Source organism: Salinicola endophyticus (assembly GCF_003206575.1).
GTDB lineage: Bacteria > Pseudomonadota > Gammaproteobacteria > Pseudomonadales > Halomonadaceae > Salinicola > Salinicola endophyticus.
In genome coordinates, this window is record NZ_PZJO01000002.1 from 212,020 (window position 1) to 237,661 (window position 25,642).

A 25,642-nucleotide genomic window follows, 5' to 3' on the forward strand; every position below is an offset into this window, starting at 1 on the left:
ACTTCTCACATCCTGCCGGAACATCGCCGCTCATGAACCATAGCCAACACGTCCCAGCCCCGCTGCAAAAGCGATTCATGGACCTCTATCGGCGAGGTGACTATCAGCATGCCAGGAAAGAAGCCGAATCCTTGGCCCAGCGCTTCCCACAGGATGCCTTCTCCTGGAAAGCGTTGGGCAATAGCCAGCTGCAGACTGGCGATGCCGCAGGCGCGCTCTCTTCACTGGAGCAGGCCAAGACGCTGACCCCGACGGACCCACTGGTGTTGACGGCTCTGGCGAAAGCGTACTTCAAGCAGGGCCAGAAGGAGCGGGCTTTCGATCTGCAGACCCGCAGCCTGGAGATCGACGGTGACAGCGCGCAGGCTCATTTCAACATGGCGAACATGTGTTATGAGATCGGCGCCTATCCGCGTGCGGAAAAACATCTGGCGCAAGCCGAGAAGGCAGGACATCCAGAAGCCGAAATCCTGGCGATGCGCAGCATTCTATTTTCGCTGCATTTTGAGTTCCAGAAGGGCCTGGACGCGCTTGAGCGCCTGCATACGCTCAAGCCGGAAGACCCCTCGGTTCTCAACACGCTCGGCAACTATCACAAGGACATGACCGACTTCGCAGCGGCGGAGCGTTACTACGCCCAGGCGCTGCGTCTGAGCCCGCAATACTACACGGCCTACTCCAACGGACTGCTGAACGACCACTACAACCCCGCGGCCACGGTCGAAAGCATCCTGCTCAAATCCAAGGCCTGGCGAGACCACTTCACGCCATCGCGGCTGTTGGCGCATGACGCCAAGGACCGCACCCCCGATCGCCCGCTCAAGATCGGACTGCTCTCGAGCAACCTTCGGGTTCACCCGGTCGGCTGGATGGTGAGCAGTGCACTGGAGAACCTGGCCAGCGATATCGAGATCTACGCTTACACCGATAACGACGCTCACGACCCGATTGCCGAAAAAGTCAAACGGCGCTGCCATTGGGTACCCACCTATCATCTAAGTCATCAGCAGCTCGCCGATAGAATTTTTGCCGACGATATCGACATCCTGATCGACCTGGCGGGTCACGGGGCCCAGAGCCGACTCCCGGTCATCGATATGAAGCCGGCGCCCCTGATCATCAAATGGGTGGGCATGCAGATCAGCAGCATGGGCATGGAGGCGTTCGACTACTTCCTGAGCGACCCGTATGAAACGCCGCCTGGCGTGGATCATCTCTATACCGAGAAACTGATCCGGCTGCCCAATGACTATATCTGCTATACGCCGCCCGCCTATACGCCCGCGATCACACCGTTGCCGGCCATCAGCAATGGATACGTGACCTTCGGCTGTTTCAACAACCCCGCCAAGGTCAACGATGTCATGCTGGGCGAATGGGCCAAGCTGATGCACCAGGTGCCCGGCAGCCGCCTCTTCCTGAAAGGGGGGCAGTACACCAGCCCGGACGTGTGCCAACGCATCCTGTCCACACTCGAGCACCATGGCATCGACTCCGGGCGCGTTTTGCTCGAGGGACCTTCGGATCACGCAGCGCTGCTCAAGAGCTACAACCGTGTCGATATCGCCCTGGATACCTGGCCCTACTCCGGCGGGCTGACGACCTGCGAGGCGCTGCTGATGGGCGTCCCCGTGGTCACGCATGTCGGGCCGACCTTCGCCGGACGACACAGCGCGACGCACCTGTCGAACGCCGGCATGTCGGAACTGGTCACGGATAGCTGGGAAGCTTTCCGTGAGCGAGTGATCGAACTCGCATCCGATCTGCCGAGTCTGGCGGTGATCCGAGCGGCCCTGAGAACCTATCTCGAACACTCCCCGATCTGCGATGCGCCCAAGTTCGGCCGCCATCTGCGCAAGGCGCTGCGAGCCGTCTGGCAGCGCTATTGCGAGAACGCAGCCCCGGCCGCGCTTAGCTTCGACGGTCATGGGCGCGCCTATTTCGAAGATGGCGACGAGCCGGTGGAGATACCTCGCCCGCCGACGCTCGACACGGATGAGGGCTTCGGCTGGCCGATCGAGGAGTCGATCATCGCCATCGACAACGGCGGCCAGCTCCTGAACGACAGCAAGGTCGAACAGCTGCTGACTGACGAACGCCTGGAGCTGATCGTATTCGATCCGTCAGGGGATGCCGCTCATCACCCCATGAGTCGCGCCGAGCGCGTGCACTACTATGCCGGCCATGGCCTGGGCACGGGCTCCCCGGCGACACTGTTCACCCCGAGCCCCAACTCGTCGCCCCCCCTCCCCGGCGATAGCCAGCATGAGCAGCAGGCACAGGCAGCAGCTGAGCCAACCGATTTCGACACCCTGGCGCTGGATAGCATCGAGGGCCTACCGGCCCTGGACTGGCTGGTGCTGGACGACACCTGCGATGCTGCCGACATTCTGAGCCACGGCACCCGGTCGCTGGCCCCGGCGGTGCTGATTCAGATCAAGGTTGCCTTCCAGCCGACACATGAGCGCCAGCCCGATATCGGCGAGATTCAGCGCTGGGCCAAGGAAAACGGCTTTTGCCTCTATCACCTGCACGACCAGCAACACCGCAGCGCCCTGCCCGCGGATGAAGCCAGTGCCGAGATGTTTGCGTCCGAGCTGCGCTCGGCCCAGGCGCTGCTGCTACCCGACCCGGACCGCATGACGGCCATGGGCGACAGGCAGCGGATGAAGCTGGCTTTCCTCCTGCACGTCGTCTACGGACTCAAAGATGTGAGCGGCAGTTTGCTGCAACAGCTGGATGCCGGGCTCGCCCGCCGCTATCTCGACAGGTTCTTGTCCTCGGAGAGTGACGAACTGCAGGCCACGTTGCCCGCGCCTCAGGGCGACGCCAGCCCGCGACCGGCGATCGACATGGCGCCCGACGACGTTCAACGCCGTCCCTTGGAACGCCTACGCAGCGCCCTTGGCCAGCGCAAGCTATGCCTGATCGACACCGGCAACCAGGCCAATCACGGCATCATCAAGCGGGGAATGCACGGCATTTTCCGTACATTGCAGGGTGCCGACTGCCCGGTGGAGTGGATAGATGCCGATAAGATTGAACCCAAGACCATGCTCACGCTGGCCACGTCCGCGGATCATGTCCTGCTGGGGGGCAATCGCTACTTCGATTTTTCGCTCAACATCAGCGGCTATGGGAGCAGCAATGTCTTTCATAGCCATGGGCGCCCCATCATCGGTGCGGTCAATGACCACCCGTATGCCGATTTCATGCTCGACAGGATGCGCAACGCCTCGCCCAGTGGACTATTCGTCGCGCGGGCCTCGTTGAGTAGCGAACTCGCATTTGTCAGACCCGATATCTCTTCCATCTTCAGCCCAACGACGGAGTCGTCTCCGCAGGCGTGGGAAGGTTGCGACAGACCGCACCTGGAACGAGAGATAGACATCCTGGTGCCACTCAACCTGAGCTACGCGCCGCGTGCAGAGGCTCTGCATCGCGACATGCTGGACAGGGCCGCGAGTTACGGCGCTGACTACGTCAAACTCGTGGATGAGGTACTCGAACAGTTCACCGATTTCGCACGCCCCCTGCTACCGCTCTTCCGAGAAGCCTATCAGCGTATTTTCGGATACGAATGGCATGTCTCCTATCCATGGTCGGAAGAGGACGAGCGGTTGTTGGGCCTGCTTAGCCTCCTAGACGACGTGAGCCGCGGGCGCGCCCGAATCAGGGCCATCGAGATACTGGCGCAGATGCCCTCCTCGGCCAATATCGTGGTGCTGGCACCAGAGATCGCCAGGCAAGTCCTGGGAAGTTTCGTTGGTGCCGAGGCCATTCGCCACTGGCAGTTCATCGGCGAGAAGACCTTCGAGGAACTGCAGTCGCTGTATACACAGGCTCGCTATGTGCTGAACGTCTCCCCGACCTATCACGACTGGTTGCATGAGCGCATCCGGCATGCAGCGATCTCGGGTTGCGCCATTCTTTCCAATCTGACGCAGCGCGCCGATCAATTCTTCGATCAGGGCGAGGACATCCTGTTCTTCGAGCACACCGCCCATGACGCGCTCTACTCGGAAGATCCGAGCCGCAGTGAGTCATTGGGTTTCGCCGCACAGGATAAAGTCAAGACTCAGCTACCCAGCGAAAAGAAGACCTTCGCCAACGCCATCGACGCGTATGCCGACTATCTGGAGACATTCGGTAGACAACTGAGCGATGCCGGTTTCGTTGCTGACACACAGCAAGCGGTCAGATTGCCCGACGCACCCTTCATGAGCGATGCAGAGAAGGAGCTATTCCGCGATGCACTGACTCGCGCAAGCAGCTACTTCGAATTTGGCTCAGGGGGCTCTACCGTCTGGGCGATCGAGAGCGGTCTCGAGGTCGAAGGCGTCGAGAGTGATGGAAAGTGGCTTGATGTCGTCAAGGCAAAACTCGGCGAAAAGTGCCGCTCGACCTATATAGACATCGGCCCGACGGGCGCCTGGGGTTTCCCCACGTCAGAGGTGGCGATTGCCAACTATGGCAACTATAGCCGCCATATCCTTGATTTTGCCAAGCCGTTCGATTTGACACTGATCGATGGAAGATTTCGTGTCGCTTGTACGGTGGCCACCGTCATTCATATCCTGAAGACGGCTGACGATATCGGCAAACCTCGGATTTTCATCCACGACTTCTGGAATCGACCCAATTATCATGTCGTGCTCGACTATCTGCAGCCGATACGCCGAGTCGACACTGCGGGCCTCTTCCGCGTCAAGTCTAATCTTGTCATCGAGGATCTGGAGAAGAGACTTGCCGAGTTTCTCAACGATCCTCGTTGACTAGGCAACGTCTATCACAAAGCCCAGGTGGACATGATCTTGTCCCACCTGGGCCATACTCCTCTATATGTCCAAAGCCACCGATGGCCGCGCTCCGCCGAACTGAGGCCCGCTAGCCCGTCCCAGCGGCTCAGTTGTCGAACAAGTGCTGATAATCGTCAAAACGAGAGAGCCCAAGACGCTCGAAAAATGCCATCGGCCATCCATAGCAACTCGTGAAATAGCCATGCGCCAGCGCGTTGACAGCGGGCTTCGGCTCGATATCGGTATCGAGCATGAATGCCAGCTGCTCGCGGCTATCAGGCTCGTGAACCGCATCCAGACCTCTATAGATGGCATTGCCAAGCACAATACTCGGCACCCCGAGATAGGCCGCCTCGATACCCGCCGTCGAAAAGAAGCAGAGAACCTTGTCTGCGCCCTGCATGAGATCGTACGAACTGATGACGGAATCGCTCTGAATGACATCCACATTGTCCCCCGCCAGGCCATGCCAGTAGTCGAAGTCACGACGACATATGCCCGCTTGGTTGGGATGATTGCGAATGATCAATTGATAGCGAGACTGGTTGGCAGCCCAGCTTATCAACCAAGCGACGGCCTCGCGCTGGGTCGCAAAGATAGGGGACAGTTTGATCCTCGGATCCAGAGAGGCATACTCATCTTCGCTAGAAACGAAATAGACGACGTACTCACGTTGTCCGGTCGGCGCCTCAGCAAATTTCTCGGCAAATGCATTGGTTCTTTGCTCTTCGAAAAAAGCCTTTGCCTTCTCCCCTTTCAAGGGATCATCCGACTCCTCCCAAAAAGCCTTGACCACAGCGGACATGGACAAGAAATCATGGATACGACAAGGCTGAACCCGGAGCGTTTTACCGGCATTCATCCTTTCATAATAAATGATCTGCTGCTCAAGCCGCTCCAAGACCAGTGTTTGCGGATAGGTATTGTAGGAGCGGCCATTATAGATATAAAAAAGGTCATCAGGCTCCAGGCCAATCGACTGTATACCAGCCTCAAAATGGGCTACGAAAAGCAGTGCCTGGCGGAGATAAGACTCGACCTCTGGCCAGCAGTCATCGAGATCAAGCGAGACACAACGGTAACGAGAGACCAGATTGGAGACAATGGCCACCCCAATATTGAGGCCTCGATATGTCACGCCCCTCAAGTCTTCGATATCCACCACCGAGCAGAGCAACTCATCGACCAACGCTGATAGGTCGGCAGAAGACTCGAAAGCACTGACTGTCGTCTGGTAGTAACCTTGATGCTCTCCGAGCATCCGAGAGATGGTCGCCTGGATATCAGCCAGCCGCCCTGCATCTCGCTCACCCACAGTGACCAGTGGGATCACCTGAAAGCGATCCTGCAAGCTGAGCCGATAGAGCATCTCCAGAAAGGTGCCGAAGACTTGATAATTTCGCAGGTCGCTACAAAAAACGAAGGCTCTACGCGACATCACTTATTCCCTGAAACTGTCAATGGTACTTTGCATATCGTGACATGACCGCCAAGCATACTGGTGATGGGCTTTACGGCTGGAGATGATCAAGTCACCGGGTACCTCCGTGGTGGGTGTCTCCATCCTGCAATAGCTTCCACCCAACGCCTCTGCTGCACCATCGAGCACCTCTCCCAGAGAAGGGGTCGTATCGGGACCGATATTGACGATATCAAAGAAGCCATGCTGCGATTCGAGCTTCGTAAAATGCACCAGCGCGTCGACAGCGTCCCGATAGTCGATTTTGCTGATCCGACGCGACACATGCCTTGCAGACACCTCTCCCCCATTGGCCAATGTCGACATCATTGACGAGTAGGCTTCCTGTTTGACTAACGACTCGAGTGGCCCCATGACAGAAGAGAGCCGCAAGACAGTAAAACGCGTTTCACGGGTCATCTGTGAAAGCGATTTCAAGTGCTCCTCCACAAGCACCTTGGCTTGAGCATAGGAACCTTCCGGGCACAGCAAAGACGCCTCTGAAAGTATCTCCTTCGAGGTCCCATAGACACTCTGAGAGGACACGAAGATGATTTTCGCAGGCGTCACGCGCATACATGCCCGCAGAAATTCGACACTCGTTTGAACGGCGGCAAAATGATCGGCAGGCGCGTGGTGAGGCCTGGCAAAAGCGCCATGCAGCACCACATCGATACCGCGCAGATCCGCCATTCCGGAGAGCAGGTCCTCGAAGCAATAAGCGCGGCTAATACCTTTTCTTTCATTGCGACAGCGATCGACGGTAGAGACTTCGAGCCCACTGTCAGAGAGCAGCCGGTCCAGCAATAGCCCTCCAAGCAATCCGCTACTGCCAGAGAGCAGCACTCTCTTCACTATCGATGGCTCACCGCGACTTCCCGAGCTGGATGTTGGCTGTAAAAAGGGAACCAGGTCGACCTTTTTACTAGCCACCTGTCTGACACCGGCATGTCTCAACGAGAGATGGGGTTTCAAGCAGGGCTGCTTCATCAGCAACCCCATGACCACATATTCGACCTCATTGAATCCGAGCTTGGCCCTGAGCCCGGTGATACCGGTAAACCGGGGGTTGATTTCGAAAACTTTGAAACCGTCGTCCGTGATACGGCCTTGCACGTTAATTGGCCCAAATGCATCCAAACGTTGCATGGATCGGCAAAAATCTTCAATAAAATGCTCTAGCGGTGCCAGATCGAGTGGAACGATCTCGATCGGTACCCCATTGGCCAGGCGATTGGTGGTGGCACAACAGGCACGCAGTTGGGAACTCTGATCAAAGATCAATTGCAAAGAAATTTCACCGACCTGGCGATTCTCTCCGCGAAGCAGACCTTTGCTGTAGTCAGCGGCGTGACAGTCGTTACTTGCCGGCATAGCGATTTCTTGATAGATATGGCTTTCGCCATCTTCAATGGCATGCAAAGCCCGCTGGTCAGCAACGACACTGATGCTCTGGGAAGCGTATCCTGAGCGCGGCTTTCTAATCAGCGGGAATATGATGTCCTCGGCGGCCAGCACTTCCTGATGCGTAAAACTTCTTACAAAAAAAGGGGCAGCCTCTTTAAACGCCCTGGCGTAGCCATACTTATCCCGGCAAGCTGCAACCAGAGGCTCCGCTGCGGCCAGCACGCAGATCCTATGCTTTCCAAGTAAGTCTCTATGTTTTGCCAGCAAATAGGCCTCATCGTCGTGCCCCGGAATGAGTACCGTAATATTTTCTTCCGTCGCGACCCTGACCAGACTCTCTATATAGTCATCATCGTAATAACTCGGAATCAGCCGACTGCGATCACACTCCGTCGCGCCGAAAGCCGAGGGATTGTTTCCCAAACCGACGGTCTGAACAGCGCCAGGCTTGAATAGCTTGCATGAATCAATCACTGACTGACCGACACCACTACCAATTGAACAGATGCCGACCACAAGCTCATCCATATGACACCCCGTATCCGTGCTCTTTGACGACCTGACAAATAAATTCGACCTGATGGGCAGAAAGAGAGGCCGATATCGGCAGACAAATGACCTCATCTGCAGCACTGTGCGCGTGACTCAAGGGCGACGGCGATCGACTCTCTGCACCACGATAGACCGCGTGATCGCTGATGAGCGGATAGAAGTAGCGCCGCGCGTAGACATCATGCGCTCGCAAGCGCTCATAGAGTTCGTCCCTGCTCACTGCGTAGTCATGACTGACGCGCACAGGAAAATAGGCATAGTTGGAGACGGTCTGCGCCTGAAAATCCGGCAGCCGGATACCTTTGATACCTTCCAGATTGCGCCTGTATAGGCGATCGACCTCCTCTCGCCTACGGATGGCACAATCGATATGTTTCAGCTGCAGCAGACCGAAGGCAGCATTGATCTCGCTCATCTTGCCATTGATGCCCGATGCCACGACCGTCGTCTCGTTGACGATGCCGAAATTCTTGAGGTTATCGATATGGCGCTTGGTCTTGGCATCAGGGCAGACGATGGCACCGCCCTCGAAGGTATTGAAAACCTTGGTGGCGTGGAAGCTGATTGCGCTCAGGTCACCATGACGCAGAATGCTGCCACCCTCGTCCTCGACGCCGAAAGCGTGCGCGGCGTCATAGATCACCTTGAGGTTGTAGGTATCGGCGATCTCCTGGATCGCCGCGACATCGCACGGGTTGCCGTAACAGTGCACCGGCATGATCGCGGTCGTGCGCGGCGTGATGGCCGCCTCGATCTTCTCGGGGTCGAGATTGAACGTCTGGGGATCGATATCGACGAAGACCGGCGTGATGCCGTTCCAGAGCAGCGAATGCCCGGTGGCCACGAACGAAAACGGCGTGGTGATCACTTCACCGCTGATTCTTAGCGCCTGCAGCGCGGTAAGTAGCGCAATGGTCCCGTTGTTGAAGAGCGCGATCTCCGGTACGCCCAGGTAGTCGCGAAGTGCCGCTTCCAGCTGCTGATGCATCGGCCCATTGTTGGTCAGCTTCTTACTCGCCCATATCTGTTCGAGATAGGGAATGAACTCGTCCAATGGCGGTAGATAGGGCTCGGTGACATAGATGGGCTTGTCGTTCATGGATTACCTTTTCTCAGATACCCACCGGCACCACGGCATGGCATCGAGGGCTGATCAGGCCCTGTTGATCTCGGCTATGGCGATTCTTCGAGAAACTCGAGCAGATAACGTCCATAGCCATTCTTGGCGAAGACTTTAGCAGCCGCGGCCAGCTCGCTCTCACTCAGCCAGCCTTGACGCCAGGCGATCTCTTCCAGACAAGCGATCTTGTACCCTTGGCGTTTCTCGATGGTCTCGACGAACTGAGCGGCTTCCAGCAGGCTTTCGTGGGTACCGGTATCGAGCCAGGCGAAGCCACGTCCCAATAGTTGAACGTGCAAGTCGCCGCGTTGGAGATAGGCTCGATTGATGTCGGTGATTTCCAACTCGCCTCGATGCGAAGGCTTCAGATGCTTGGCGATCTCGATAACGTCGTTGTCGTAGAAGTAGAGGCCGGTGACGGCGTAATGGGATCGGGGTTTGCTAGGTTTTTCCTCGAGAGACAGTACACGGCGTTCGGCATCGAACTCGACCACGCCGAAGCGCTCGGGATCCTTGACCTGGTAGCCGAATACCGTGGCACCGGAGGCGCTTTCCATGACCCGCTTTAGCTTGGGACTGAACGCCTGTCCGTAGAAGATATTATCGCCGAGCACCAAGCAGACATTGTCCTGACCAATGAAGGACTCTCCGATCAGAAACGCCTGCGCCAACCCCTCCGGGCGTGGTTGCACAGCGTATTGCAGATCGATACCGAAGCGCGCGCCGTCGCCCAGCAAACGCTGGAAGTTGTCTCGATCCTCTGGCGTGGTGATGATCAGGATGTCGCGTATCCCCGCCAGCATGAGCACCGACAGCGGATAGTAGATCATCGGCTTGTCGTAGATTGGCAGCAGCTGCTTGGATATGCCCATGGTGATCGGGTGCAGACGGCTACCAGCACCACCAGCCAGCACGATACCCTTGTAGCCCTTCATGCCGGAGTGCCCAATCGGGACAGATCCAGCCCGCCCACACCCTGACGGCTCCACCAGTTCGGATGCGCCAGGTACCAGGCGACCGTTGCTCGTAACCCATTCTCGAACTTCTCCTGGGCGCGCCAGCCCAACTCTCGCGAGAGCTTGCTGGAGTCGATGGCATAGCGCCGATCATGGCCCGGCCGATCTTTGACGAATCGAATCTGACGCGCGTAGGAGGCCCCCGCGCCGGCCAGCGGCCGCCATTCGTCAAGGAGCTCACAGATCGACTGCACCACCGAAAGATTGGTACGTTCGCTGTCACCGCCGACATTGTAGGTTTCGCCGACTCGGCCGCGTGTAGCGATCGCGACGAGCGCTCGGGCATGGTCGTCAACGTAAAGCCAGTCACGTATCTGCTGGCCATCGCCGTAGACAGGCAGGTCAGCGCCGCACAGCGCCGAAAGGATCATCAGCGGTATCAACTTCTCGGGGTACTGGAAAGGGCCATAATTATTGGAGCAGTTGGATACGATGACAGGCAGCCCATAAGTTCGGTGCCAGGCCCTGACCAGGTGGTCCGCCCCCGCCTTGCTGGCCGAATAGGGTGAACTGGGGGCGTAGGGCGAGCTTTCGTCGAAACGTGTCGTATGGTCTGCACCGAGATCGCCGAACACTTCATCGGTGGAGACATGGTGAAAGCGAAACGTCTCACGTCGCGCCTGGGAGAGCCCGCGCCAGTGGCTTCGCGTCACCTCAAGCAGTGTTGCCGTACCGAGGACGTTGTGATGCACGAACGAGAGCGGATCGTCGATGGAGCGATCGACATGTGTCTCCGCGGCCAGATGCATCACGGCATCGGGCGAGTGGCGCTCGAAGACCTGTTCCAGGGCCGCACGATCATTGATATCGATTGGCTCCATCCAGTAACGGCCAGCATGGGTGCCAGCGAGATCGGTATCCGGATGCGAGGCATAGCCGAGCCTGTCGATATTGACGACGCTATGCTCGGTAGCCGTCAGCAGGTGCTGGACCAAAGCCCTGCCGATGAAACCCGCCCCGCCCGTGACCACTATTTTCATGCCGCACCCGTCGATAATTCTCCACCGAGTGCCAGCATGCCTGCATCGGCGACGAACGTTACAGTGAATAAGTGCCTATACGCTCTCCAGTTCGTCGCTTATCGGACGTCAAAGAGCCTCGATCGACACGCCCTCTTCAGAAGCGACCGAATGATGAGCGACCAGCATATTGGCAAGGTGCCGGACGAGCGTGCTGCCACACCCTCATTCGGCCGGTCGGCCAGCGTCTACCGCCTCTCCCCCTTCGTCGCTCTCCGCCACGGCCGGCGGTACCGACAAGCTGTCGCGGCGCTCGCCGTCAAACGCCTCGCGCAGCACGTCGTGCTCGGGATTCATATCGATGTTGCCGTGGAAGGCCGCGCCATCTTCGAGGATCAGCCCGGGGGCGTAGAGTTCTCCCTGGACTGCGGCTGTGGCTTTCAGCGTGATCCGCTCGGCAGCGAGGAGCTGCCCTTCGACCTGCCCTTTCACGGTGATCTCGCGGGCGACCAAGCGGCCCTCGACCTGGCCGTCACTACCGACCGTCACCGCGTGGTGGGGAAAGCTGACATCACCGACGACCCGGCCTTCGATCAGCAGATCTTCTTCGCCGTTGACATCACCACGAATCGTGGTCTTGGCGCCAATTCGCGACATGCCGTGTAGCGACTGGGAGGGCTCGTTACCACGAGTCGGCGTGCTGGCGGCCTCAGTCGAAACGGGCTGGCGGAGCGCTTGGCTGGATTTCGGAAACATCGGACAGCTCTCGGTCACGGGTTGGCGATATCCGGGCGTAAGCTGCCCGAACGCTAGATTTCTTCATCGGCGATCACGCCTATATCTTGACCGCGAGAGCCCCATCACTCTCTTCAGGGCTCTACTCACTCCCTTTCGGGCCTTTCGGTTCCTGGATCGTGTCCGTCGACAGGCATGGCGGACAGCCTCGAGCGCACGGCTATGGAACAAGCACGGCTACCTTCAGGTTTTCTTACCCGCGCCGATACACGAATCAATTGCCCCGAAAAAGATGATGGGAGGGCTTCCCTCGTCCCCTGCCAACGTCAGTACTCGGGCTTGGGCGTCTTGAACAGAGACGATGCGGGCGTCTTGAAAAGACGCGGTCATAGACACGTCTCCAGCACAATGAAGAGGAAGGCATGGATTTGGGAGAGTGGCTTCTGCTGGGCGGCCTAGGCTGCTGCCTGCTGCTGCTGTTCGACGGCTACCGTCGGGCACGCGGGCGACGTAAGCGCGCTGTGGCAGCCTCGGCATATGCGTCGTCGCAGACAAAGCCTTTCGAGCAGACAAAACCTGTCGAGAGAGGGAGCACTGAGCCCGACCAGACACTGCCCGAGGAGGACGCGTCATCTTCCTGCCCACCGGCGCCGTCAGGCTCATCAGCGAGTTTCGAAGGTGATGACCCGGCCACACTGATCGGCGCCAGTATGAGCGTGGTCGGCGACATCGACTGCGCCGAATCGATTCGTGTCGAGGGGCGACTCGACGGCACGCTGGCCGCCGATGAACACGACGTCGTCGTCGGTGCACTGGCTGAGGTCGGCCCGCAGCTGAGTGCCGGCACACTACATATCGCCGGCCGCGTGTCGGGCGAGCAGCGTGTGCAGGGGGCGGCGTTGATCGCTCCCGGTGCACGGGTAGAGGGCACACTCACGGCACACAGGTTGGCGTGCCATGAGGGCGCCAGCCTGCAGGGTAGCATCCAGGTGGGCGGCCATCGCTCGGGCGCTGCCCGACGCTGAGCCGCTCCTTCAATGAGTGGCTGACAGCGGCTCGACGCTGGCAGTCGAAGTGCCTGATCCAAGTGTCGCTAACGGGAGTGACAAGCCATGCCCAGCCCCATCGATCTCAACACGCTATCGCTCAACTTGGGCGCCGGCAGCTCGCCACAGCAGCGCCTCGACAGCCTGATGCAGCAGGCACGGCAGAATCTGCCGTTCGTGCAGGATGCCAATGCAGCCGCCAATGATGGCGAGCGCGCCGGCAAGGGTTATCTGAGCGACCAGATCAACGAGCTCAATGCAGTCATGTACCAGTACGGCCTGCGCTTCGAGCTGAGCGACTTCGACAGCCAGGTGATCACCCGGGTCATCGATCGAGCCACCGGAGAAGTCATCCGCCAGATCCCGTCGGAGGAGATGCTGCGGATCGCCAAGGCCTTCGCCGACGACCAGGGCCGCTTGGTCGACGCCTCAGCCTGACACCGACAGCCCTTCCCGCCTCTGGCTTGCCCGGCAGCGCGACATGGCGTCTGAGTAACAGCTGCCGGCGTGCCCTGTTGCGAATTCGTCGAATCGAGCGCCAGCGCTTACGCTTAGGCCACGACACATGGCCGAGGGAGCGGCAAGATGATAGGGCAATCAATGGCGCGCGCGATGCGCGCCCTGCGAATCTGGCAGGAATTGGGGTTGTGTCTGATGCTGGGCATGGCGCTGGGCGGCTGCTCGACCTACGTCAACGCGCCAGACGTCTCGGGGGCGGCCGCAGCCCGAACCCCACAGGGACTCGACTACCAGGTCCTGCCTGACCAGCTATTCACGCCTGGGGATTGGCCGCAGCCGCTGAGCGCGGACGTCTACTTACCCGATACCGCCGGCGACGCCATGCGTCCGGCAGTGATGATGGTTCACGGCGGTGGCTGGGAAGGTCGCTCGAAAGAGGACATGACCCCGATCGCCAAGCGTTTCGCCCGTCACGGCTATGTGGTGATCAACGTCAGCTACCGCTTCGCCCCCGAGTTTCGCTTCCCGGCGCAGTTGCACGATCTGCAGCTGGCACGTCACTGGATCGACGCCCACGCCGCCGAGTGGCGGATCGACCCCGGTCGCATCGCCGGTCTGGGCTACTCCTCCGGCGCCCACCTGGTCAGCCTGTTGGCACTGGTGGCAGGCACCGATAGTCCACTCGACCGTCCCTACGGTGGCGCGGATACCGGCTTCGCCGCCGTCGTCTCCGGGGGCACGCCGGCGGACCTGCGGCTATGGGACAGCGGTCGACTGCTGATCCAGCTGCTGGGCGGTACCAAAGAGGAGCTTCCCGGCGCCTATGCCAGCGCATCGCCGGTGACACATGTCCACGCTGGCGCTCCGCCCTTCTTCCTGTTCCATGGCACCTGGGACGACCTGGTGCCGCCCGAGCACGCTCGGGTACTGTTCACGGCGCTGCAGTCACACGGGGTCCACGTCGAGCTTTACTGGATGCGCTGGCGTGGCCATATCACTGCCTTCCTGCTGCGTGGCGACGCCGAGGATGCGGCACTCGATTTTCTCGCCCGCGAGATGCCCCCTGGCTGAGTGCGGGCAGGCGTCACCCCCGGCTTGCATGCGGCCCGGCGAGCGCGCACCATTATCGTTTCCAACGATAAGCTTATGAACAGAGGCCAAAAAAGCGATGAGCCGATGGAGCGCTAGCGAGCCCCGCGAACGGATTCGGCTGCGGGCGCGTATCGCCGGCTACTTCCCCATCACCACCTGGCTGCCCTACTACAATCGCCACCTGCTCGGCGAAGATCTGATCGCGGCAGTCATCGTGACTCTGATGGTGATCCCCCAGGCGTTGGCTTACGCCATTCTCGCCGGACTGCCGGCGATCGCCGGGCTCTATGCCAGCATGCTGCCGCTGATCGCCTATACCCTGTTCGGCACCAGCCGCACTCTTGCCGTCGGCCCCATGGCGATCGTCTCGCTGATGACCGCTGCGGCGCTGTCTCCGCTATTCGTGTCCGGCACCGTCGCCTACAGCCAGGGGGCGGTCACCCTGGCACTGCTCTCAGGGCTCATCCTGGCGCTCATGGGACTGCTGCGACTGGGCTTTTTCGCCAACTTCCTGAGTCATCCGGTGGTCTCGGGGCTGCTGACCGCCTCGGGGGTACTGATCGCCGCCAGCCAGATCGCCGGTTTGATGGGCATTGGTGGGGCCGGCTTCACGCTGGTCGACCAGCTACTACACATTCTGCGCCATCTCGAGAAGGTGCACTGGCCCACCCTGGGTCTGGGCCTGGCCGCACTGCTCTTCCTGCTGCTGATGCGCCGCTCCGCCCCTGCACTGCGCCGCCTGGGGCTCGCCGCCGGTACTGCCACTTTCGTCGTGCGCCTGGGCCCGGTCATGGCGGTGGCCATCACCACCAGCCTCTCCTGGGCACTCGACCTCCCCGCGCTGGGCGTGGCCGTGGTCGGCGAGATTCCAGCACATCTGCCGCCGCTCAGCCTGCCTTCACTCAACCCCGCGCTGTGGCGCGAGCTGCTGCTGCCGGCCTTTCTGATCAGTGTGGTGGGCTTCATCGAATCGGTATCGCTGGCGCAGATGCTGGCTGCCCGCCGGCGCGAGCGCATCTCTCCCGATCAAGAGCTGATCGGTCTGGGCAGTGCCAATCTGGCCGCCGCCTTCACCTCGGGTATGCCGGTCACCGGCAGTCTGTCACGCACCGTGATCAACTTCGATGCCGGCGCGCGCACCCCCGCCGCCGGCGCCCTGGCAGCGCTCGGCGTCGGCCTGGTAATCCTGTGCCTGACGCCGCTGATCGCCTACCTGCCGATCGCCACCCTGGCCGCCAGCATCATCGTCTCGGCGATGACTCTGGTCGATCTGCCCGCTCTCAAGCGTACCTGGCGCTACTCGCAGAGTGACTTCGCCGCCATGCTGATCACCATCGTGCTGACTTTCCTGGAAGGGGTGGAGGCCGGCGTGATGGCCGGCGTGGGCGTGTCGCTGGCGCTCTACCTCTATCGCACCAGTCGACCGCATACCGCCGTGGTAGGCCGGCTGCCGGGCACCGAGCACTTTCGCAACGTGCGCCGTCACGATGCCGAGATCGATGCCGAGATCGGGCTACTGCGGATCGACGAGAGCCTCTATTTCGCCAACGCGCGCTACCTGGAAGATACCGTCTACGGGCTGATCGCCGATCGCCCGGCCATGCGCCACCTGGTGCTCATCTGTTCTGCGGTCAATCTGATCGACGCCTCTGCACTGGAGAGCCTGGAAGCGATCAATGCCCGCCTGGCCGACTCACAGATCGCGCTCAATCTGGCCGAGGTCAAGGGTCCGGTCATGGATCGCCTCAAGAAGAGCGACTTTCTCGATCACCTGAGCGGCGAGGTTTATCTCAGTACCTATAGTGCCTGGACCGAGCTGCGTCACCGCCTGGATGACGAAGCCCGAACCAGGGCCGAGTCATCGGATGCCGCCAGTTGAGGCTTCAAACCCCAGCGAACCTACCGCCGACAGCACGCCCTGGCTCGCTCAACCCTTCACGGCGACGCAGGATCGGCAGCAGCAGATAGCATGTGGCCAGCGGGCGGCGGTCGGTCTTGCCCAGCGGGCTCTTCTCACGTGAGTAGGGGCGATTGTCCGCGGTCAGCGTGGCATACCAGCCACCGCGGAGGCCGTCGATCATGTGCTGGCCGCAGTAGCCGGCAATGCGATCGTACCAGCGCCAGTAGCGCGACTGCCCGGTGGCCTCCGCAAGCAGCGCCGCGGCCGCCAGCCCCTCAGCCTGTACCCAGTGCTGCTTGTCGCGATTGACCACCTCGCGGCGCATGTCCACGCCGCTCACCAGGCCACCATGCACGGCATCCCAACCCGCCTCCATCGCCCCCACGAACAGCGAGCCGGCGGTTTCCAGCAGCCAGCCACGGGCACTCGGCGAACACGCCGCCAGCCTCGTCATCAGCTTGGCCCACTGGACGAGATGGCCGATCTGAAATCCCCAGGGGCGATAGGGATCATCGGGGCGGTCGCGGTGGAGTTCGAAATCCGCCCGCCAATCGCTGTCGAAATGCTCCCACAGCCAGCCGCCGGCGAGCGGTGCCAGCCGCTGCCAGACACAGCGGGTCACGCTCAGCGCCCGCGCCAGACACGCAGCATCGGCGCTCACCGCATAGCAGGCCAGTAGCGCCTCGCACATCTCCAGATTGGCGCGCTGGCCGCGGTAGGGAGTTAGCCGCCAGCGCCCATCCGCCGAGTCGGCGTAGAGTCCGCTGTCGCTTTCGTAAAAGTGCTTGTCGATGAGCACGCGCACCCGTTCGAGCCCCGCCGCCGCCTCGCCGATGCCGGCGTCCAGCGCCACGGCATACGCCTCGAGCACTCGCGCCAGCCCCAGGCCGCGCTGGGTCTCATCCTCCGGCGTAACGCCATCGAGCAGCCAGGCATAGCCCTGGATCCGCGTCTGGTAGTGGCGTTCGTCGAGAAACCGCAGACCATGCCGCGCCCAGGTCAGATACTCGGGCTCCCCACGATATACGGCGTAGCGGGCATAGTTGATCACGAAGCCAGCGCTGGAGAGCAGATGCCGACGCTGGGGCTGAATCCGCTCCCCGCTATCGGTAAAGGCGTGGAAGAACCCCGCCTGGGTATCGATGCAGCGAGGGTGATAGAACCCCATGAGACTATCGATCTGCTGGGCGACTTGAGAGGATGACGTCAATGGCATGAGCAAAGAATCCTTCGGATTGCTCTGTCTGGTGTAACCTGCCTGTCACCGCGACGCAATGCGTCTCTGGTCGTGCTTCTCAAGAAGTCGATATTTTCGTTAAATGTCGACATAGACTGCCATTCATCGCCTCGGCCCCACTCATCATGCCGCCTGATACGCCCAGTCACCCCGTGAACATCGAGCCCAGCTCCGCCGCCCCGCCCACCCAGAGCGCCGAAGCCGCCTATGCGGCACTCAAGCGCGACCTCGTGCGGGGCCGCTACGCCCCCGCGGAAAAGCTGCTGATGAACGAGCTCAAGGCCCGCTACGCCATCGGCGTGGGACCACTGCGCGAGGCGCTGACCCGCTTGGTCGGCGAACGTCTGGTGACCAGCGTCAGCCAACGCGGCTACCGCGTGGCGCCGATGTCGCTGGACGAGCTCGAAGCGCTCTACGACGCCCGCGCCGAACTCGAGGGGCTGCTCACCCGGCTGGCCATCGAACGTGGCGACGACGCCTGGGAGGCTGCAATTCTGGCCGCAGCGCATCGTCTGGCCAGGGTCAGCGACCTGCACTCCGGCGACGACATGCTCGATCTGTGGGATGCCCGCCATCAGGCGCTTCATGCGGCGATCGTCGACGGCTGCGGCTGCCCACCGCTGCTGCAGGCCCGCGCGGCGCTGTTCGACCAGGCCCAGCGCTATCGTCACCTGTGGCTGCACCAGACGGTGTTCTCCGCCGAGGCGTTGGCCGCCAAGCGAGTCGAACACGCGGCGCTGGTCGAGCGCGTGCTGGCGCGCGATGCCGAGGGTGCCGCGCGCGCCCTGCGCGATCATCTGCTGACCCCGGTGGCGATCATCCAGCAGCGGCTGGCGGAGCGCGGCTGGGCCTGAACGGCATCAGCCGATCACACCCCGTTCACGCAGGGCTTGCCAGTGCGCGGCATCGGGGCCCAGCCACGCCTCGAGAACCTCGAAGGTATGCTCACCCAACCGTGGCGGCATGCCCGATGCGCCCAGACGCTCGCCATCCAGCTTGATCGGGTTGCCGACCAGACGCGCGACCCGACCATCTTCGCCGCGGCGCTCGATCTGCATCCCGCGATGGCGCACCTGGGGGTCGTCGAACACCTGATCGAGGGTGTTGATCGGCCCACTGGGTACCCCTGCCCGCTCCAGCGCCAGCAACCACTCATCGCGACACCGTTCGCGCAAACGCGCCGCGAGCTTTTCCACCAGCAGCTCGCGGTGCGCCACCCGGGCGGCGTTGGTGGCGAAGCGCGGGTCGTCCGCCAGCGCCGCCAGCGACAGCACCTCACACAGGCGCCGGAACTGGTCGTCGTTGCCCACGGTGATGATGAGATGACCGTCGGCGGCGGCAAACGCCTGGTAGGGCACGATATTGGGGTGAGCGTTGCCCAGGCGCTGGGGCACATTGGCGCTGGTGAGATAGTTGAGCGCCTGATTGGCCAGTACGCCGACCTGGACATCGAGCAACGCCATGTCGATATAGGCGCCCTTGCCATCGCTGTCACGCCGGCGCAGGGCCGCCAGGATGGCGTTGGCGGCATAAAGCCCGGTGAGGATATCGGTGAGGGCGACCCCCACTTTGGTCGGCTCGCCACCGGCCACATCGGGTTGCCCGGTAAGGCTCATCAGCCCACCCATCCCCTGGATCAGGAAATCATAGCCCGCCCGCGAGGCGTAAGGGCCATCCTGGCCGAAACCGGTGATCGAGCAGTAGACCAGGCCGGGGTTCTCCGCCGTCAGGCTGGCGTAATCGAGCCCGTAGGCCGCCAGGCCACCGACCTTGAAATTCTCGATCAGCACGTCGGCGCACGCCGCCAGCCGGCGCACCAGCGCCTGGCCCTCGGGGTCGGCGAGATCGATCGCCACCGAACGCTTGCCCCGGTTGGCACTCAGGAAGTAGGCGGACTCCTGGGTGCCGGGTAGCCAGGGCGGCCCCCAGGCGCGGGTATCGTCGCCGCGCCCCGGGCGCTCGATCTTGATCACCTCGGCCCCCAGATCGGCCAGCTGCTGGGTACACCAGGGGCCAGCCAGCACCCGCGACAGATCGAGTACGCGCAGGCCGGCGAGCGGAGCTTGGGCGTCGCTCATGACCTCACCCGAACGCCTGGATGCCGGTCTGGGCGCGCCCCAGGATCAGCGCATGGATATCGTGGGTGCCTTCGTAGGTGTTGACCGTCTCCAGATTGAGCATGTGGCGGATGACCCCGAACTCCAGCGAAATACCGTTGCCGCCATGCATGTCGCGCGCAGTGCGTGCGATGTTCAGCGCCTTGCCGCTGTGGTTGCGCTTGATCAGCGAGATCATCTCCGGTGTCGCCTGGCCGGCATCGAGCAGCTGCGCGACGCGCAGACATGCCTGCAGACCCAGGGCGATCTCGGTCTGCATGTCGGCCAGCTTGAGCTGGATCAGCTGGTTTGCCGCCAGCGGCCGGCCGAACTGGTGGCGATCCAGAGTGTATTGACGCGCCGCGTGCCAGCAGAACTCGGCGGCGCCGAGTGTCCCCCAGGCAATGCCGAAACGTGCCTTGTTGAGGCAGCCGAACGGACCGCTCAGGCCAGCGGCCTCCGGCAGCAACGCCTCCTCGTCGACGAAGACGTCATCGAGCACGATCTCGCCGGTGACCGACGCCCGCAGCGACGCCTTGGCCTGAATGGTAGGCGTGGAGAACCCCTTGGCGCCCCGCTCGACCAGAAAGCCCTTGATGCGGCCCTCATGGGCGTCGGATTTGGCCCACACCACCGCCACGTCAGCGATCGGGCTATTGGTGATCCACATCTTCTGGCCGCTGAGGCGGTAGCCGCCCTCGACCTTGCGCGCCCGGGTCTGCAGGCTGCCAGGGTCGGAACCGGCGTTGGGCTCGGTCAGGCCGAAACAGCCCACCAGCTCGCCCCGCGCCAGTCCCGGCAACCAGCGCTGCTTCTGCGCCTCGCTGCCGTAGGTCTCGATCGGATACATCACCAGCGACGACTGCACGCTCATGGCCGAGCGGTAACCGGAATCGACCCGCTCCACTTCGCGCGCGATCAGGCCGTAGGCCACGTGGCTGGCACCGGCGCCACCGTAGGTTTCGCTCACGGTCGCCCCGAGCAGGCCCAGTTCGCCCATCTCGGAGAGAATCTCGCGCTCGAAGCGCTCTGCCTCGAACGCCTCCAGCACCCTGGGCTGCAGCCGTGCCTGGCAGTAGTCCCGTGCCACCTGCTGGATCTGACGCTCCTCGTCATCGAGCTGCTGGTCGAAAAGCAGCGGATCGTCCCACTGGAAACCGGACATGACACACGCCTCCTGGCGCTGGATCGAAGGAAGGGAGATGGCGTGCGCAACGGCAACGCCCTGCCGGGAGCGTACGCCAAGGCTGCGGGAAGGGATATGCGAAAAACGTCGATATCCAATAACGAATATCGACGTTTTCAAGACAACATCTACGTTATAGCGCCAATGGCTATATTTTCTGCAGGGTTGCACCACCCGCGTCGGATACCAGTCGCCAGCTGCTGTCGCAGCCCGGCAGCGCTGCCGATTCGTGCGCCAGCAACAGCGCGGTGCGCCCGGCCAACCAGCGCGACAGCGCCGCTCTCACTACCTGCGCGGTTGCCGCGTCCAGTCCACTCAATGGCTCGTCGAGGATCACCAGCGGTGAGTTGCGCAGCATCACCCGCGCCAGCGCCACCCGGCGAGCCTGGCCGCCGGAGAGCTGGCGCCCCTGCTCGCCGACCCAGGTCTGGAGCCCCTGTGGCAGCGCTTCGGCCCAGTCGTACAGGTCCACCTGCTCAAGCACCGCCCACAGCTGTGCGTCGCTGGCCGTGGGATCGCCCATGCGCAGATTGGCGGCCAGGGTGTCATGGAACAGCTCGCTGCGCTGCGTGAGGTAGCCGATGCGGGCACGCAGCGAGTCCGGCGCCAGCTCGGCGACCACATGGTCATCGAAGCGCAGTTCGCCGACATCGGGGTCGAAGGCGCGCACCGCCAGCTGTGCCAGGGTCGACTTGCCGCTGCCGGAGGCACCGATCACCCCGACGATCTGCCCCGGCGCCAGCGCCAGATCGATCCCGCGCAGGACCCAGCGCGGGCCCTGGCGCAACCCGACATCGCGATAGGCCAGACTCGGCGCGGCACCACCGCTCTGCAGAGACTCGCCCTCCTGCTCAGGCGTCAGCGCGGTCTGCGCATTGAGACGCTCGGCCGCACGCTGGGTCGCACCGAGCTGGGTGAACGCCATCGGCAGGCCACCGAGGCCCTCGGCCACCGCCAGCGTCCCCAGGGTCAGCATCACCATCACCGCACCGCTCAGGACCCCGCTCGACAGCGCCGCCAGTCCCAGACCAAGCACGCCCACGGCGGCCAGTTGGATCACCAGCGTGGTCAGCGCATTGGCCGCTGCGGTACGCTGGCCCAGTTGGCGCTGATCGGCGATCAGGCCCTGCTCCTCCGCTCTCCAGTGATCCAGATGCGTCTCCAGGGCGGCGTAGGCAGTGAGTTCGGCCAACCCCTCCACCTGCTCCACCGCTCGCACGCGCAGCGCTTCCTGACGATCGACCCGACGGTGGCTGGCGCGCCAGCCCCACAAGGCGCAGCCGAGCGTCAACGCCAGCCACAAGGGCAATAACAGTGCCAGCAGCAACCAGCCCGCCGCAGGCAGAAACAGCATGGCGAACAGGGCGAAACCGAGAATCGCCACCAACGCCACCAGCGGCGGCGCCAGCAGACGCAGATAGAGGTTGTCGAGGGTATCGATATCCGCGGTGAGACGGTTGAGCCACTGCGCGGCGCGTGCCCGGGAGAGCGTGCGTGCATCCAGTCGCACCAGACGCGCGAACACCCCGCCACGCAGGTCAGCCAGCAGGCGCAGGACGGTGTCGTGATTGTAGAGCCGCTCGAGATAGCGGCTGGCAGTACGTGCCACGGCGAAGGCACGCACCCCGCTGCCCGGCGCGAAGACATCGAAGAATACCGGCACGGAGAGGGCCGCCACCGCAGTGGCGGTGATGAACCAACCGGAAAGCGACAGCAGCCCCAGCGCGCTCACCAGCGTCGCCAGCATCAGTGCGGCGCCCAGCCAGAGGCGTCCACGTCGCGCGCCGAGCACAGCGAGCCACGGGCGCAGGCTGCGATAGAGATCCGTCAGTCGAATTGCCAGAGACCTCATGAGATCGGAACCTCCTGCCACAGGGTGCCGGGAGCGCTGACCAAACGGCCGCCATCGAGGGCGAGCACGCGATCGGCCATGGCCATGAGCGCCGGGTGATGGGTCGCCACCAGCAGCGTGCGCCCGGTGGCAGCGAGTCGCTGGAGTGCGGTCACGACCGCACGCTCGGTCTCGGGGTCCAGAGCCGCGGTGGGTTCGTCGAGCAGCACGAGACGCGCCGGCGACAGAAAGACCCGCGCCAGCGCCAGACGCTGCCCCTCGCCCCCGGAGAGCCCTACGCCGCGCTCGCCCAAGGGCGTGTCGAGGCCACCCTTGGCGGCGCGCAGCCAGGCGCCCAATCCGGCCTCTTCCAGTGCGCTACGCAGTGCGGCATCACTCGCCGTCGGCGCCACCAGGCGCAGATTCTCGGCGAGGGTGCCCTGGATGATCAGCGGACGCTGGTCAAGCCAGGCGATTGCCGGCCCGGGGGTCACCGCGACACGGCCGCGGTCGGCGGCGACGAAGCCGGCGATCAGCTGCAGCAGGCTCGACTTACCGCTGCCGGAGGGGCCGACCAGGGCCACCACCTCGCCCGATTCCACGCGTAGCGAGAGTGGCCCCAGCACCCGCTGGCGGCCGACATGGCTGAGCTCCACCGCCTCGAGTTCCACCGCCGCCGTCATCGCCCCGCTCGGTGCCTGTGCCGATGCCGAATCCGTCGCAGGCACAGGCACAGGCTCATCGAGCAGTGCCATCAACCCTTCCGCAGCGCCCAGCGCCGAGGCACGGTCATGGTAGTGCTGCGACAGCGTGCGTAGCGGCTGGAAGAACTCCGGCGCCAGCAGCAGGATGAACAGGCCGCTGAACAGATCGAGTTCGCCGGCCGGGCCATAGTCGATATAGCCCAGCAGGCCCAGGCCGATGTAGATCGCCACCACCGCGACCGAGACGGCAGCGAAGAACTCAAGTACCGCCGAGGAGAGAAACGCCACCCGCAGGGTACGCATGCTGCGCCGCCGATAATCATGCGCGACGTCGCTCACCTCGGCGGTGGCGCGCTCGCCGAGACCGAACAGCTGCAGTGTGGTGATCCCTCGCACGCGGTCGAGAAAGTGGCCGGAAAGACGTGTCACGGCGCGAAACTGCGCCTCGTTCAGGCGTTGCGCGCCCATGCCGATCAGCGCCATGAACAGCGGGATCAGCGGCGCGGCAATCAGCAGCCAGATCGCCGCCAACCAGTTGAGCCACAGCACCACCACCAGATAGAGCAGCGGCACCAACAACGCCAGCATCACCTGGGGGCGAAAGCGCGCGTAGTAGCCTTCCAGCGACTCGACCTGGTCGACCAGCTGGCTGGCGATCCCGGCACTGTGCCGAGAAGCCAGGCGTACCGGGCCCAGGGCGTGGAGCTTGGCCAGCAACTGCGCGCGCACCTCGCGCTTCACCGTCAGCCCACAGGCCTGGCCGCTCACCTCCTGACCCCACTGGGCAGCGGCGCGCAGCACCAGTGCCAGCCCGACCACCAGCAGTACCGGCCACAGCTCGGCGATGCCTTGGCCCGCGATCACGGCATGCGCGACGATCCAGGCCAGCCCGCCCATCTGCACCAGCGTGGCCACGGCGACAATCAGACCACAGCCCAGCGCGCGACGGTGCCACGGCCGGATGGCCGTGGCCTGTGCCTCCAGCCACGCACGCGACGGGTTACGCGGACGTGACCGGGCGCCTGAACGCGACCCTCGACTCAATGGTAGCCCTCACCGACGCGCACCTTGCCGCGGAATACCCAGTAGGACCAGGCGGTGTAGACCAGCACGATCGGCAGCACGAAGAGCACCCCGATCAGCAGGAAGAACTGCGACTCCGGCGCCGAGGCGGCATCCCACAGGGTGATCTTCGGCGGCACCACGTAGGGCCAGCGGCTGACGATCAGCCCCAGATAGGTGCACACGAACAGCCCCAGGGTAAGCATGAAGGCGGCACCCTCACGCCCATGCCGGTTGCTGAGGAAGATCCCCAGCGCGCACAGCAGCGCACCGCCAGGCAGCAGCCAGATCACCTGCAGATGATCGAACCAGCGATCGAACACGCCCCGATCGATCCACGGCGTCCACAGACTGACGATGACGAACACCGCGAGCACCCCCAGCAGCAGCTTGGGCACCAGCGCCCGCGCCCAGTCACGCACGTGACCTTCGGACTTGAGCACCAGCCAGGTCGCTCCCAGCAGCGCATAGCCGACCACCAGGCCAATACCCGTGAGGATCGTGAACGGCGTCAGCCAGTCGAAGGCACCACCGACATAGACGCCATTGGCGGTATCGAAGCCCTGGATATAGGCACCGACGACACACCCCTGGGCAAAGGCCGCGAGGAAGGAGCCGCCGGCGAAGGAGAGACTCCAATAGCGCTTGGAGCGGTGCGACTTGAAGCGGAACTCGAACGCCACGCCACGGAAGATCAGCCCCGCCAGCATCAGGAACACGCCCAGGTAGAGCGCCGGCAGCAGAATGGTGTAAACCAGCGGGAAGGCACCGATCAGCCCTGCACCGCCGAGGATCAGCCAGGTCTCGTTGCCGTCCCATACCGGCGCCACCGAATTCATCATCACATCACGGGCATCCTCGTCCGGCGCGAACGGGAAGAGGATACCCAGACCCAGGTCGAAGCCATCCATCAGCACGTACATGATCACGCCGACAGCGATGATGACCGCCCAGATCAGGGAGAGATCGAACATTTCCATGC

Annotated in this window: 18 protein-coding genes; 6 read left to right on the top strand and 12 right to left on the bottom strand. The window is 62.6% G+C overall.

The annotated features are described in order from the left end of the window. Window positions 1–32: 32 nt before the first annotated feature. Complete coding sequence (locus DOM66_RS03655; protein ID WP_110689282.1) at window positions 33–4,775, top strand: O-linked N-acetylglucosamine transferase, SPINDLY family protein; 4,743 nt, start codon at window positions 33–35, stop codon at window positions 4,773–4,775. 130 nt (window positions 4,776–4,905) lie between these two features. Here the strand turns inward: DOM66_RS03655 and DOM66_RS03660 are convergent, their stop codons facing one another. The 6 genes from DOM66_RS03660 to DOM66_RS03685 all read right to left on the bottom strand — a co-directional run bounded on the left by DOM66_RS03660 (window position 4,906) and on the right by DOM66_RS03685 (window position 12,068). Continuing rightward, complete coding sequence (locus tag DOM66_RS03660; protein ID WP_110689283.1) at window positions 4,906–6,237, bottom strand: capsular polysaccharide export protein, LipB/KpsS family; 1,332 nt, start codon at window positions 6,235–6,237, stop codon at window positions 4,906–4,908. Between the two features lie 3 nt (window positions 6,238–6,240). Continuing rightward, window positions 6,241–8,193 carry an NAD-dependent epimerase/dehydratase family protein gene (locus DOM66_RS03665; protein WP_188115130.1) on the bottom strand — a complete coding sequence of 651 codons (1,953 nt, stop codon included), beginning with the start codon at window positions 8,191–8,193 and terminating at the stop codon, window positions 6,241–6,243. Continuing rightward, entirely contained in the window at window positions 8,186–9,316 is a 1,131-nt protein-coding gene (locus DOM66_RS03670; RefSeq protein WP_110689285.1) for a DegT/DnrJ/EryC1/StrS family aminotransferase, read from the bottom strand. The genes DOM66_RS03665 and DOM66_RS03670 overlap by 8 nt, the downstream gene beginning before the upstream one ends. Before the next feature lie 74 nt (window positions 9,317–9,390). Next, complete coding sequence (gene rfbA, locus DOM66_RS03675) at window positions 9,391–10,272, bottom strand: glucose-1-phosphate thymidylyltransferase RfbA (RefSeq protein ID WP_110689286.1); 882 nt, start codon at window positions 10,270–10,272, stop codon at window positions 9,391–9,393. Further along, the gene (rfbB, locus tag DOM66_RS03680; RefSeq protein ID WP_110677602.1) at window positions 10,269–11,333 is read right to left on the bottom strand and encodes a dTDP-glucose 4,6-dehydratase; all 1,065 of its coding nucleotides are present in this window, start codon (window positions 11,331–11,333) and stop codon (window positions 10,269–10,271) included. Before rfbB ends, rfbA begins: the two co-directional genes overlap by 4 nt. A gap of 204 nt (window positions 11,334–11,537) precedes the next feature. After that, window positions 11,538–12,068 (bottom strand): bactofilin family protein, encoded by a 531-nt coding sequence (locus DOM66_RS03685; protein ID WP_110689287.1) that lies wholly within the window; start codon window positions 12,066–12,068, stop codon window positions 11,538–11,540. A 401-nt stretch (window positions 12,069–12,469) separates the two neighbouring features. Between DOM66_RS03685 and DOM66_RS19725 the strand changes: the two genes are divergently transcribed. From DOM66_RS19725 to DOM66_RS03705, 4 genes are all read left to right on the top strand, one after another. Further along, window positions 12,470–13,072, top strand: coding sequence for a bactofilin family protein (locus DOM66_RS19725; RefSeq protein ID WP_110689288.1), 603 nt, complete (start codon window positions 12,470–12,472; stop codon window positions 13,070–13,072). 87 nt (window positions 13,073–13,159) lie between these two features. Continuing rightward, the gene (locus DOM66_RS03695) at window positions 13,160–13,531 is read left to right on the top strand and encodes a flagellar protein FlaG (RefSeq protein WP_110677595.1); all 372 of its coding nucleotides are present in this window, start codon (window positions 13,160–13,162) and stop codon (window positions 13,529–13,531) included. 147 nt (window positions 13,532–13,678) lie between these two features. Then, the gene (locus tag DOM66_RS03700) at window positions 13,679–14,623 is read left to right on the top strand and encodes an alpha/beta hydrolase (RefSeq protein ID WP_245392352.1); all 945 of its coding nucleotides are present in this window, start codon (window positions 13,679–13,681) and stop codon (window positions 14,621–14,623) included. Window positions 14,624–14,720: 97 nt separating this feature from the next. Further along, entirely contained in the window at window positions 14,721–16,523 is a 1,803-nt protein-coding gene (locus tag DOM66_RS03705; RefSeq protein ID WP_110677593.1) for a SulP family inorganic anion transporter, read from the top strand. Window positions 16,524–16,527: 4 nt separating this feature from the next. On the opposite strand, the gene DOM66_RS03710 is transcribed toward DOM66_RS03705, so the two are convergent. Continuing rightward, window positions 16,528–17,760, bottom strand: coding sequence for an AGE family epimerase/isomerase (locus DOM66_RS03710; RefSeq protein ID WP_110689290.1), 1,233 nt, complete (start codon window positions 17,758–17,760; stop codon window positions 16,528–16,530). Between the two features lie 173 nt (window positions 17,761–17,933). Here DOM66_RS03710 and csiR point away from each other — a divergent pair, with 173 nt between their 5' ends. Beyond that, entirely contained in the window at window positions 17,934–18,635 is a 702-nt protein-coding gene (gene csiR / locus DOM66_RS03715; protein WP_407071973.1) for a DNA-binding transcriptional regulator CsiR, read from the top strand. 6 nt (window positions 18,636–18,641) lie between these two features. On the opposite strand, the gene DOM66_RS03720 is transcribed toward csiR, so the two are convergent. The 5 genes from DOM66_RS03720 to cydB all read right to left on the bottom strand — a co-directional run bounded on the left by DOM66_RS03720 (window position 18,642) and on the right by cydB (window position 25,640). Beyond that, window positions 18,642–19,859, bottom strand: coding sequence for a CaiB/BaiF CoA transferase family protein (locus tag DOM66_RS03720; protein ID WP_110689292.1), 1,218 nt, complete (start codon window positions 19,857–19,859; stop codon window positions 18,642–18,644). Between the two features lie 4 nt (window positions 19,860–19,863). Next, complete coding sequence (locus tag DOM66_RS03725) at window positions 19,864–21,042, bottom strand: acyl-CoA dehydrogenase (RefSeq protein WP_110689293.1); 1,179 nt, start codon at window positions 21,040–21,042, stop codon at window positions 19,864–19,866. Between the two features lie 169 nt (window positions 21,043–21,211). Further along, window positions 21,212–22,915 (bottom strand): thiol reductant ABC exporter subunit CydC, encoded by a 1,704-nt coding sequence (cydC, locus tag DOM66_RS03730; protein ID WP_110689294.1) that lies wholly within the window; start codon window positions 22,913–22,915, stop codon window positions 21,212–21,214. Next, window positions 22,912–24,642 (bottom strand): thiol reductant ABC exporter subunit CydD, encoded by a 1,731-nt coding sequence (cydD, locus tag DOM66_RS03735; RefSeq protein WP_110689295.1) that lies wholly within the window; start codon window positions 24,640–24,642, stop codon window positions 22,912–22,914. The genes cydC and cydD overlap by 4 nt, the downstream gene beginning before the upstream one ends. Next, a complete protein-coding gene (cydB, locus tag DOM66_RS03740; protein ID WP_110677578.1) occupies window positions 24,639–25,640 on the bottom strand; it encodes a cytochrome d ubiquinol oxidase subunit II in 1,002 nt (333 codons plus the stop codon). Before cydB ends, cydD begins: the two co-directional genes overlap by 4 nt. Between the last annotated feature and the right edge of the window lie 2 nt (window positions 25,641–25,642).

What these genes read in the sequence shown, in the direction of transcription:
- DOM66_RS19725 (WP_110689288.1), top strand. Translation starts at nt 12,470, where the DNA reads ATGGATTTGGGAGAGTGGCTTCTGCTGGGCGGCCTAGGCTGCTGCCTG.
- DOM66_RS03710 (WP_110689290.1), bottom strand. Translation starts at nt 17,760, where the DNA reads ATGCCATTGACGTCATCCTCTCAAGTCGCCCAGCAGATCGATAGTCTC.
- DOM66_RS03695 (WP_110677595.1), top strand. Translation starts at nt 13,160, where the DNA reads ATGCCCAGCCCCATCGATCTCAACACGCTATCGCTCAACTTGGGCGCC.
- DOM66_RS03705 (WP_110677593.1), top strand. Translation starts at nt 14,721, where the DNA reads ATGAGCCGATGGAGCGCTAGCGAGCCCCGCGAACGGATTCGGCTGCGG.
- DOM66_RS03665 (WP_188115130.1), bottom strand. Translation starts at nt 8,193, where the DNA reads ATGGATGAGCTTGTGGTCGGCATCTGTTCAATTGGTAGTGGTGTCGGT.
- DOM66_RS03660 (WP_110689283.1), bottom strand. Translation starts at nt 6,237, where the DNA reads ATGTCGCGTAGAGCCTTCGTTTTTTGTAGCGACCTGCGAAATTATCAA.
- DOM66_RS03700 (WP_245392352.1), top strand. Translation starts at nt 13,679, where the DNA reads ATGATAGGGCAATCAATGGCGCGCGCGATGCGCGCCCTGCGAATCTGG.
- DOM66_RS03685 (WP_110689287.1), bottom strand. Translation starts at nt 12,068, where the DNA reads ATGTTTCCGAAATCCAGCCAAGCGCTCCGCCAGCCCGTTTCGACTGAG.
- rfbB (WP_110677602.1), bottom strand. Translation starts at nt 11,333, where the DNA reads ATGAAAATAGTGGTCACGGGCGGGGCGGGTTTCATCGGCAGGGCTTTG.
- rfbA (WP_110689286.1), bottom strand. Translation starts at nt 10,272, where the DNA reads ATGAAGGGCTACAAGGGTATCGTGCTGGCTGGTGGTGCTGGTAGCCGT.
- DOM66_RS03720 (WP_110689292.1), bottom strand. Translation starts at nt 19,859, where the DNA reads ATGAGCGACGCCCAAGCTCCGCTCGCCGGCCTGCGCGTACTCGATCTG.
- DOM66_RS03725 (WP_110689293.1), bottom strand. Translation starts at nt 21,042, where the DNA reads ATGTCCGGTTTCCAGTGGGACGATCCGCTGCTTTTCGACCAGCAGCTC.
- DOM66_RS03655 (WP_110689282.1), top strand. Translation starts at nt 33, where the DNA reads ATGAACCATAGCCAACACGTCCCAGCCCCGCTGCAAAAGCGATTCATG.
- cydB (WP_110677578.1), bottom strand. Translation starts at nt 25,640, where the DNA reads ATGGAAATGTTCGATCTCTCCCTGATCTGGGCGGTCATCATCGCTGTC.
- DOM66_RS03670 (WP_110689285.1), bottom strand. Translation starts at nt 9,316, where the DNA reads ATGAACGACAAGCCCATCTATGTCACCGAGCCCTATCTACCGCCATTG.
- cydC (WP_110689294.1), bottom strand. Translation starts at nt 22,915, where the DNA reads ATGAGGTCTCTGGCAATTCGACTGACGGATCTCTATCGCAGCCTGCGC.